This window comes from Streptomyces kronopolitis (assembly GCF_050953795.1).
Taxonomy (GTDB): Bacteria; Actinomycetota; Actinomycetes; order Streptomycetales; family Streptomycetaceae; genus Streptomyces; species Streptomyces kronopolitis_A.
Map to the genome: position 1 here is coordinate 3,729,611 of NZ_CP191850.1, position 9,135 is coordinate 3,738,745.

At 66.6% G+C, this 9,135-nt stretch carries 11 protein-coding genes; all 11 read right to left on the reverse strand.

Annotated elements, in window-relative coordinates; all coding sequences use genetic code 11:
• Position 1: 1 nt before the first annotated feature.
• The 11 genes from rpsC to fusA all read right to left on the reverse strand — a co-directional run bounded on the left by rpsC (position 2) and on the right by fusA (position 9,100).
• On the reverse strand, positions 2-829 hold the full coding sequence (gene rpsC, locus ACQP17_RS16350) for a 30S ribosomal protein S3 (RefSeq protein ID WP_433856963.1): 828 nt from the start codon (positions 827-829) through the stop codon (positions 2-4).
• A complete protein-coding gene (gene rplV / locus ACQP17_RS16355; protein ID WP_037839423.1) occupies positions 829-1,176 on the reverse strand; it encodes a 50S ribosomal protein L22 in 348 nt (115 codons plus the stop codon). Before rplV ends, rpsC begins: the two co-directional genes overlap by 1 nt.
• A 43-nt stretch (positions 1,177-1,219) precedes the next feature.
• On the reverse strand, positions 1,220-1,501 hold the full coding sequence (rpsS, locus tag ACQP17_RS16360) for a 30S ribosomal protein S19 (RefSeq protein ID WP_018090899.1): 282 nt from the start codon (positions 1,499-1,501) through the stop codon (positions 1,220-1,222).
• A 12-nt stretch (positions 1,502-1,513) separates the two neighbouring features.
• On the reverse strand, positions 1,514-2,350 hold the full coding sequence (gene rplB, locus ACQP17_RS16365) for a 50S ribosomal protein L2 (protein ID WP_018090900.1): 837 nt from the start codon (positions 2,348-2,350) through the stop codon (positions 1,514-1,516).
• Positions 2,351-2,389: 39 nt separating this feature from the next.
• Complete coding sequence (gene rplW, locus ACQP17_RS16370) at positions 2,390-2,713, reverse strand: 50S ribosomal protein L23 (RefSeq protein WP_069567068.1); 324 nt, start codon at positions 2,711-2,713, stop codon at positions 2,390-2,392.
• Entirely contained in the window at positions 2,713-3,366 is a 654-nt protein-coding gene (gene rplD / locus ACQP17_RS16375) for a 50S ribosomal protein L4 (RefSeq protein WP_189101108.1), read from the reverse strand. The genes rplW and rplD overlap by 1 nt, the downstream gene beginning before the upstream one ends.
• An 8-nt stretch (positions 3,367-3,374) precedes the next feature.
• The gene (gene rplC, locus ACQP17_RS16380; RefSeq protein WP_030986140.1) at positions 3,375-4,019 is read right to left on the reverse strand and encodes a 50S ribosomal protein L3; all 645 of its coding nucleotides are present in this window, start codon (positions 4,017-4,019) and stop codon (positions 3,375-3,377) included.
• A 14-nt stretch (positions 4,020-4,033) separates the two neighbouring features.
• Positions 4,034-4,342: a 30S ribosomal protein S10 gene (gene rpsJ / locus ACQP17_RS16385; RefSeq protein ID WP_003948644.1), complete on the reverse strand. Its 309-nt coding sequence runs from the start codon at positions 4,340-4,342 to the stop codon at positions 4,034-4,036.
• Positions 4,343-4,986: 644 nt separating this feature from the next.
• On the reverse strand, positions 4,987-5,409 hold the full coding sequence (gene panD, locus ACQP17_RS16390) for an aspartate 1-decarboxylase (protein WP_433856964.1): 423 nt from the start codon (positions 5,407-5,409) through the stop codon (positions 4,987-4,989).
• A gap of 218 nt (positions 5,410-5,627) precedes the next feature.
• Complete coding sequence (tuf, locus tag ACQP17_RS16395; RefSeq protein WP_433856965.1) at positions 5,628-6,821, reverse strand: elongation factor Tu; 1,194 nt, start codon at positions 6,819-6,821, stop codon at positions 5,628-5,630.
• 158 nt (positions 6,822-6,979) lie between these two features.
• Complete coding sequence (fusA, locus tag ACQP17_RS16400; RefSeq protein ID WP_433856966.1) at positions 6,980-9,100, reverse strand: elongation factor G; 2,121 nt, start codon at positions 9,098-9,100, stop codon at positions 6,980-6,982.
• Between the last annotated feature and the right edge of the window lie 35 nt (positions 9,101-9,135).

Consider the following 9,135-nt stretch of genomic DNA (forward strand, 5'->3'; position numbering starts at 1 on the left):
GTCAGGCCTCCGTTCCGGGGGTCTCCGCCGGAGCAGCGGCAGCAGCCTCGGCCTTGGGGGCCTCGGCGCCGGCGTTCTGCTGCTGCGGCTTGCGGCCACCGCGGCCGCCACGCTCGCCACCGCGGCGCGGGCGGTCGTTGCCGCCACCGCGGGCCGGGCGGTTACCCGCACGGGCGGCAGCGTTCTCGGCACGCACCTCGGCGATGTTCTTGACGTCGCCCTTGTAGATCCAGACCTTCACACCGATACGGCCGAAGGTGGTCTTGGCCTCGAAGAAGCCGTAGTCGACGTTCGCACGGAGCGTGTGCAGGGGCACACGGCCCTCGCGGTAGAACTCCGAGCGGGACATCTCGGCGCCGCCGAGACGGCCACCGCACTGGATCTTGATGCCCTTGGCGCCGGCCTTCATCGTCGACTGCATGCTCTTACGCATGGCGCGACGGAAGGAGACGCGGGAGGACAGCTGCTCGGCGACGGCCTGGGCCACCAGCTGAGCGTCGGTCTCGGGGTTCTTGACCTCGAGGATGTTCAGCTGGACCTGCTTGCCGGTCAGCTTCTCCAGCTCACCGCGGATGCGGTCGGCCTCGGCGCCGCGGCGGCCGATGACGATGCCCGGACGAGCGGTGTGGATGTCAACGCGGACGCGCTCACGGGTGCGCTCGATCTCCACCTTGGAGATACCGGCGCGCTCCATGCCCTTCGTCATCATGCGACGAATGGCGACGTCTTCCTTGACGTAGTCCTTGTACAGCTTGTCGGCGTACCAGCGGGACTTGAAGTCCGTCGTCACGCCGAGACGGAACCCGTGCGGGTTTACCTTCTGGCCCATTACCGGGTTCCTTCCTTGCTGCTGACGACCACGGTGATGTGGCTGGTCCGCTTGCGGATCCGGTAGGCACGGCCCTGGGCACGCGGACGGAACCGCTTCAGGGTCGGGCCCTCGTCGACATAGGCCTCGGAGATGACGAGGCTGCCGGCGTCGGTGTGGTCGTAGTTGTGCGCGGCGTTGGCAATGGCGCTGTCGAGCACCTTGCCCACCGGCACGCTCGCGGCCTGCGGGGCGAAACGCAGGACCGCCTGAGCCTCCGTGGCATTCATGCCACGGATAAGGTCCACCACGCGGCGGGCCTTCATGGGCGTGACGCGGATGTACCGCGCCTGGGCCCTGGCTTCCATGGTTGTCCCTTCGGTGTCAGTCATAGTCTTCGCACTCCGCCGATCAACGACGCCGCGACTTGCGGTCGTCCTTCTCGTGGCCGCGGAAGGTGCGGGTCGGCGCAAACTCGCCGAGCTTGTGGCCGACCATCGACTCGGTGACGAACACCGGGACGTGCTTGCGGCCGTCGTGCACCGCGATCGTGTGGCCGAGCATGGCCGGGACGATCATGGAGCGGCGGGACCAGGTCTTGATGACGTTCTTGGTGCCGGCATCGTTCTGAACATCCACCTTCTTGGAAAGGTGGTCGTCGACGAAGGGCCCCTTCTTGAGACTGCGCGGCATCTAAACCCGCTCCTAGCGCTTCTTGTTCGTCTTGCGGCGGCGGACGATGTACTTGTTGCTCGCCTTCTTCGGCGAACGAGTACGACCCTCCTTCTGACCCCAGGGCGAGACCGGGTGGCGACCACCGGAGGTCTTGCCCTCACCACCACCGTGCGGGTGGTCGACCGGGTTCATGACGACACCACGCACGGTCGGGCGGACGCCCTTCCAGCGCATACGGCCGGCCTTGCCCCAGTTGATGTTCGACTGCTCGGCGTTGCCGACCTCGCCCACAGTGGCGCGGCAGCGGACGTCGACCAGGCGGATCTCACCCGACGGCATACGGAGGTGGGCCATGCGGCCCTCCTTCGCCAGCAGCTGCACGGAGGCACCGGCCGAGCGGGCGAACTTCGCACCGCCGCCCGGACGCAGCTCGATCGCGTGGATCGTCGTACCCACGGGGATGTGACGCAGCGGCAGGTTGTTGCCCGGCTTGATGTCGGCGCCAGGGCCGTTCTCAATCCGAGCACCCTGGGCCAGGCCACGGGGCGCGATGATGTAGCGCTTCTCGCCGTCTGCGTAGTGCAGGAGCGCGATGCGCGCGGTGCGGTTGGGGTCGTACTCGATGTGCGCGACCTTGGCCGGCACGCCGTCCTTGTCGTGACGACGGAAGTCGATCACTCGGTAGGCGCGCTTGTGGCCACCGCCCTGGTGGCGAACGGTCACACGACCGGCGTTGTTACGGCCGCCCTTGCTGTGCAGGGGGCGGACCAGCGACTTCTCCGGCGTGGACCGCGTGATCTCGACAAAGTCGGCGACGCTGGAGCCACGACGGCCCGGGGTCGTCGGCTTGTACTTGCGGATACCCATTTCTCAGTCCTCGTCCGATTCCGGACGACTCGGACTCCGTTAGGAGACCGGGCCGCCGAAGATGTCGATACGGTCGCCCTCGGCGAGGGTCACGATGGCGCGCTTGGTGTCTGCGCGCTTGCCGTAACCGGTGCGGGTGCGCTTGCGCTTGCCCTGCCGGTTGATCGTGTTGACCCCGGTGACCTTGACCGAGAAGACCGCCTCGACGGCCTGCTTGATCTGGGTCTTGTTCGAGCCGGGCGCGACGATGAACGTGTACTTGTTCTCGTCCAGCAGCGCGTAGCTCTTCTCGGAAACCACCGGCTTGACGAGAACGTCGCGCGGGTCCGTGAAGGTCTTGCTGGTGACGACGGCCTCAGTCATCAGGCGTCGCTCCCTTCGGTCTCAGCGTTGGCCTTGGGGCCAGACACGAAGGACTCGAAGGCGGCCTTGGTGAAGACCACGTCGTCGGAGACGAGCACGTCATACGTGTTCAGCTGGCCCGGCTCCAGGATGTGCACCTGGGGCAGGTTGCGGGCGGACAGCCACGCGGCCTCGTCGCTGCGCTCGACGACCAGGAGCACGTTCTTGCGCTCGCTGACCTTGCCGAGGAGAGTCTTGGCGGCCTTGGTGGAGATGTCGCCCTCGACCACGCCGGAAACGACGTGGATACGGCTGTTGCGGGCCCGGTCGGTGAGGGCACCGCGCAGGGCGGCGACCTTCATCTTCTTCGGGGTCCGCTGGCTGTAGTCACGCGGCACGGGGCCGTGGACGATGCCACCGCCGGCGAACTGCGGCGCACGGGTCGAACCCTGACGCGCCCGGCCGGTGCCCTTCTGGCGGTAAGGCTTCTTGCCACCGCCGCGGACCTCGCCGCGAGTCTTGGTCTTGTGCGTGCCCTGACGGGCCGCGGCCAGCTGCGCGACAACGACCTGGTGGATCAGCGGAACGCTGACCTTGGCGTCGAAGATCTCCGTGGGGAGTTCGACGCTACCGGCCTTGTCGCCTGCCGGCGAAAGGATGTCAATGGTGCTCATCGGTTACCTCAGGCCCCCTTGGCCGCGGTACGGACCAGGACGAGGCCGCCGTTCGGACCAGGAACTGCGCCCTTGATGAGCAGCAGACCCTTCTCCGCGTCAACGGCATGGACGGTCAGGTTCTGGGTGGTGACCCGCTCATTGCCCATACGGCCGGCCATCCGCATGCCCTTGAACACGCGGCCCGGGGTGGCACAGCCACCGATGGAGCCAGGCTTACGGTGCACGCGGTGGGCACCGTGGGAGGCCTTGCCGCCATGGAAGCCGTGACGCTTCATGACACCGGCGAAGCCCTTGCCCTTGCTCTTGCCGGTCACATCCACCTTGACGCCGGACTCGAAGGTCTCAGCGGTCACTTCCTGGCCGAGGGTGTACTCACCGGCATCGGTGGTACGGACCTCGACGAGGTGGCGACGGGGGGTGACGTCGGCCTTCGCGAAGTGGCCCTTGAGGGGCTTGTTCACCTTGCGCGGGTCGATCTCGCCGAAGGCGATCTGGACGGAGTCGTAACCGTCCTGGTCATTGGTGCGCACCTGGGTAACGACACAGGGGCCGGCCTTCACCACGGTCACCGGGACGACACGGTTGTTCTCGTCCCAGACCTGGGTCATGCCGAGCTTCTCGCCCAGGATGCCCTTGATCTGCTTTGCCATCTCTTCCGCGCCTCTCAGAGCTTGATCTCGATGTCAACGCCGGCCGGAAGGTCCAGGCGCATCAGCGAGTCAACGGTCTTGGGCGTCGGGTCGAGGATGTCGATCAGGCGCTTGTGCGTGCGCATCTCGAAGTGCTCGCGCGAGTCCTTGTACTTGTGCGGCGACTTGATGACGCAGTACACGTTCTTTTCAGTGGGCAGCGGCACCGGGCCCGCGACCGACGCACCAGTACGGGTCACCGTCTCGACGATCTTCTTCGCCGAAGAGTCGATGACCTCGTGGTCGTAGGCCTTGAGCCGGATGCGGATCTTCTGTCCCGCCATGGCTACTTCGTAGTCCTGTCTCTCGTAACGCTCTGGGACCCGGTGCGCTGCGCCTCCTGAGAGACGCTGTTCTTCTCCGACCCACGCGGTCGGGCGTGTCGCACCCCTTCTCGTAAATCCCCACACGAGGGATCCTTCAAGAAGGAGATGGCAGGGGAAGAACACCCACCGGGCGCCTGGCCGAGGCACCCCGCTGACGCTTCCCGGAAGATTCCCGTATTTCCGGCCCTGAGAAGGGACGACGAATACCTGGGACTCGCTTCCGGTCCTCCCGGCGGGAGGCGCGCAGCATCGGCACTCAACCGAGCAACCTGGACAGTGTGCCACACGGGCTACACCACTGGCCAACCGAAGCCGGAGACACTACCCGACCGCCGGACCGATCGGCGCCCCCGGGAGGGGGAACTCGCGGGAAAGTCGCCGGATTTCCCCTTCGTCACGCGGCGGGGAACCCGGCGGGGACACCCCGGCGGGAACCCGGCAGGGACACCCCGCAAGGGCGGCTCGTCCGCCCCCTGCGGCCCTGCGCCGGGGGCGGCGGCGCCCCTGGACCCCCGCGCCGCGTCGCGCCGCGAGGGGCGCCCCTACCGCCTCGGAGGAGGCCGCCCGGCCCGGCGCCGCCGCGCGGCGCCCCGGCCGGCGGGCTAAGCCCGCGCCACCGCCCCCGGCCCCCGCACCGTCCCGCTGCCCGGGGCCGGCTCCGAGGGGTCCGCGCCGAGGTCCACGATGCGGTTGCCGGCGTCGACATGGACCACCCGCGGCCGCAGCGTCCGCGCCTGCGCGTCGTCGACCTGCGCGTAGCTGATCAGGATGACCAGGTCCCCGGGGTGGACCATATGGGCGGCCGCCCCGTTGATGCCGATCACGCCGGAGCCGCGTTCGCCCTCGATCGTGTAGGTCTCCAGCCGGGCGCCGTTCGTGACGTCGACGATGTGGACCAGCTCGCCGGGCAGCAGATCGGCGGCGTCCAGCAGGTCGGCGTCGACGGTGACCGAACCGACGTAGTGCAGATCGGCCTGGGTCACGGTGGCACGGTGGATCTTGGACTTGACCATGGTGCGCAGCACGGTGTCACTCCTGTGGCGAAGGGTCGCGTCTCCGTTGTGGAGTACGCGCCGACCGCCCCATGCTCCGCGAGCCGCGCCGGCCTGACAAGGTCCGCGGGGCCGGCGCCGCCCCTCCCCCGCCACACACGCAGAAGTGCCCGTACGACCGAGGTCGTACGGGCACTTCTCACGAGCACACGGCTCGAAAGCTCCGAGGAGCTACCGGGTCAGCTCACCAATTACTTGATGACCTTGGTGACCTGGCCGGCGCCGACGGTACGGCCACCCTCACGGATGGTGAACCGCAGGCCCTCCTCCATGGCGACCGGCTGAATCAGCGAGACGTTCATGGTGGCGTTGTCGCCCGGCATGACCATCTCGGTGCCCTCCTGGAGGGTCACCACGCCGGTCACGTCAGTCGTACGGAAGTAGAACTGCGGGCGGTAGTTGTTGAAGAACGGGGTGTGACGGCCACCCTCGTCCTTCGACAGGATGTAGGCCGTGGCCTCGAACTCGGTGTGCGGGGTGACCGAACCCGGCTTGATGATGCACTGGCCGCGCTCGACGTCCTCGCGCTTGATGCCGCGGAGCAGCAGACCGACGTTCTCACCGGCCTGGCCCTCGTCGAGCAGCTTGCGGAACATCTCGATACCGGTGACCGTGGTGGTGGTCTTCTCGGTCTTGATGCCGATGATGTCGACGGTCTCGTTGACCTTGAGGACACCGCGCTCGATGCGGCCGGTGACGACGGTGCCACGACCGGTGATCGTGAAGACGTCCTCGATCGGCATCAGGAACGGCTGGTCGACGTCACGCTTGGGCTCGGGGACGTTCTCGTCCACGGCCTTCATCAGCTCGACGACGGACTTGGTCCACTCCGGGTCGCCCTCGAGCGCCTTGAGAGCGGAGACCTTGACGACCGGCAGGTCGTCGCCCGGGAACTCGTACTCGGACAGGAGCTCACGAACCTCGAGCTCGACGAGCTCCATGATCTCCTCGTCGTCCACCATGTCGGCCTTGTTCAGGGCGACAACGATGTACGGAACGCCGGACTGACGCGCCAGGAGCACGTGCTCCTTGGTCTGCGGCATGGGACCATCGGTCGCGGCGACCACGAGGATCGCGCCGTCCATCTGGGCGGCACCGGTGATCATGTTCTTGATGTAGTCCGCGTGACCCGGGCAGTCAACGTGGGCGTAGTGACGGTTGGCCGTCTGGTACTCCACGTGCGCGATCGAAATGGTGATACCGCGCTGCCGCTCCTCCGGCGCCTTGTCGATGTCCTCGAAAGGCGTGAAGGGGTTCAGGTCAGGGAACTCGTCATGCAGCACCTTGGTGATCGCCGCGGTAAGAGTCGTCTTACCGTGGTCGACGTGACCGATGGTGCCGATGTTGACGTGCGGCTTAGTCCGCTCGAACTTCGCCTTCGCCACGGGGGTCCTCCTGAAGAGTGGTTCTGTACGCCTTACTCATCGGCGCCAGGTGATCTTTGCTGGGGTGCCGGCTGGCGGGGCAATCCTCACGGATTGCGGGGATTGCCCCACCAGACGGTGTCAAGCCTAAAGCGTGTTCCGGCTCTCGGGAGACGGAGCTATTCGCCCTTGGCCTTCGCGATGATCTCCTCGGCGACGTTCCGGGGAACCTCGGCGTAGGAGTCGAACTGCATCGAGTAGCTTGCGCGACCCGACGTCTTGCTGCGGAGGTCTCCGACGTAGCCGAACATCTCCGAGAGCGGAACCAGGCCCGTGACGAGCTTGGCGCCGCTGCGGTCCTCCATGGACTGGATCTGACCACGGCGGGAGTTGATGTCGCCGATCACATCGCCCATGTAGTCCTCGGGCGTGGTGACCTCGACCTTCATCATCGGCTCGAGCAGGGCCGGGGAGGCCTTGCGGGCGGCCTCCTTGAAGGCCATCGAACCGGCGATCTTGAAGGCCATTTCCGACGAGTCAACCTCGTGGAAGGCACCGTCGAGGAGGGTGACCTTGACACCGGTCAGCGGGTAGCCGGCGAGAACACCGAACTCCATGGCCTCCTGGCAGCCCGCGTCCACGGACGGGATGTACTCCCGCGGGATACGGCCACCGGTGACCTTGTTCTCGAACTCGTACCCGTCGCCCTCGAGCGGCGCGATCGCGATCTGCACCTTCGCGAACTGGCCGGAACCACCAGTCTGCTTCTTGTGCGTGTAGTCGAGACGCTCGACCGGCTTGCGCAGGGTCTCGCGGTACGCGACCTGCGGCTTGCCGACGTTGGCCTCGACCCGGAACTCACGCTTCATACGGTCGACCAGCACGTCGAGGTGCAGTTCGCCCATACCCGCGATGATGGTCTGGCCGGTCTCCTCGTCGGTGTGAACCTGGAACGAGGGGTCCTCTTCGGCGAGTCGCTGGATGGCGACACCCAGCTTCTCCTGGTCGCCCTTGGACTTGGGCTCGATGGCGACCTGGATGACCGGGGCCGGGAACTCCATCGACTCCAGGATGACCGGGTTGCCCGCGTCACAGAGGGTCTCACCGGTGGTGGTCTGCTTCAGACCCATGACGGCGACGATGTCACCGGCACCCACCGAGTCGATCTCCTCACGCTTGTTCGCGTGCATCCGGTAGATCTTGCCGATGCGCTCCTTCTTGCCCTTCACGGAGTTCTGCACCTGCGAGCCGGCCTCAAGGCGGCCCGAGTACACCCGGATGAAGGTGAGCTTGCCCAGGTGGGGGTCGCTCGCAATCTTGAACGCGAGGGCGGAAAGCGGCTCGTCCACGGACGGCTTGCGCTTGATGACCTCTTCCGCGTCGTTGACCGCGTGGCCCTCGATGGCCTCGACGTCCAACGGGGAGGGGAGGTAGCGCACGACCGCGTCGAGCAGGGGCTGCACGCCCTTGTTCTTGAACGCGGTACCGCAGAACACCGGGGTGACGGTGGTGTTCTCGGCCTTGCCCGAAGCGATGGTGATCCGGCGGATCGCGGCGTAGAGCTGCTCCACGGTGGGCTCCTGGCCCTCCAGGTACTGCTCCATGACCTCTTCATCGTTCTCGGCCACGGCCTCGAGCAGCTTGCCGCGCCACTCGTCGGCAGCCTCGATGTGGGTGTCCGGGATGTCGACGGTGTCGTACATCTCGCCCTTGGCGGCCTCGGCCGACCAGACCAGGGCCTTCATCGTCACGAGGTCGACGACGCCCTTGAAGTCGGCCTCGGTGCCGATCGGCAGCTGCATCACGATCGGGGTCGCGCCCAGGCGGTCGACGATCATGTCGACGCAGCGGTGGAACTCGGCACCCGTGCGGTCGAGCTTGTTGACGAAGCAGATACGCGGCACGCCGTAGCGGTCCGCCTGACGCCAGACGGTCTCGGACTGGGGCTCGACACCGGCAACGCCGTCGAACACCGTCACCGCACCGTCCAGGACGCGCAGCGAGCGCTCCACCTCGACCGTGAAGTCGACGTGGCCCGGGGTGTCGATGATGTTGATGGTGTTGTCGACGTCTTCCAGCGGCCAGTGGCAGGTCGTCGCGGCAGACGTGATGGTGATGCCGCGCTCCTGCTCCTGCTCCATCCAGTCCATCGTGGCAGCGCCGTCGTGGACCTCACCGATCTTGTACGAAACACCGGTGTAGAACAGGATCCGCTCGGTGGTGGTCGTCTTGCCCGCGTCGATGTGGGCCATGATCCCGATATTGCGGACCTTGGCCAGGTCAAGCGAAGTGGTGGCCATAGTGGCTCAATCTTCTCTCGGTCTCGATGTGGGTT

Coding starts and splice junctions, on each gene's coding strand:
- rplW (WP_069567068.1), bottom strand. CDS start 2,713: ATGACTGAGGCCGTCGTCACCAGCAAGACCTTCACGGACCCGCGCGAC.
- rplB (WP_018090900.1), bottom strand. CDS start 2,350: ATGGGTATCCGCAAGTACAAGCCGACGACCCCGGGCCGTCGTGGCTCC.
- rpsS (WP_018090899.1), bottom strand. CDS start 1,501: ATGCCGCGCAGTCTCAAGAAGGGGCCCTTCGTCGACGACCACCTTTCC.
- rpsJ (WP_003948644.1), bottom strand. CDS start 4,342: ATGGCGGGACAGAAGATCCGCATCCGGCTCAAGGCCTACGACCACGAG.
- rplV (WP_037839423.1), bottom strand. CDS start 1,176: ATGGAAGCCAGGGCCCAGGCGCGGTACATCCGCGTCACGCCCATGAAG.
- fusA (WP_433856966.1), bottom strand. CDS start 9,100: ATGGCCACCACTTCGCTTGACCTGGCCAAGGTCCGCAATATCGGGATC.
- rplD (WP_189101108.1), bottom strand. CDS start 3,366: ATGAGCACCATTGACATCCTTTCGCCGGCAGGCGACAAGGCCGGTAGC.
- rpsC (WP_433856963.1), bottom strand. CDS start 829: ATGGGCCAGAAGGTAAACCCGCACGGGTTCCGTCTCGGCGTGACGACG.
- rplC (WP_030986140.1), bottom strand. CDS start 4,019: ATGGCAAAGCAGATCAAGGGCATCCTGGGCGAGAAGCTCGGCATGACC.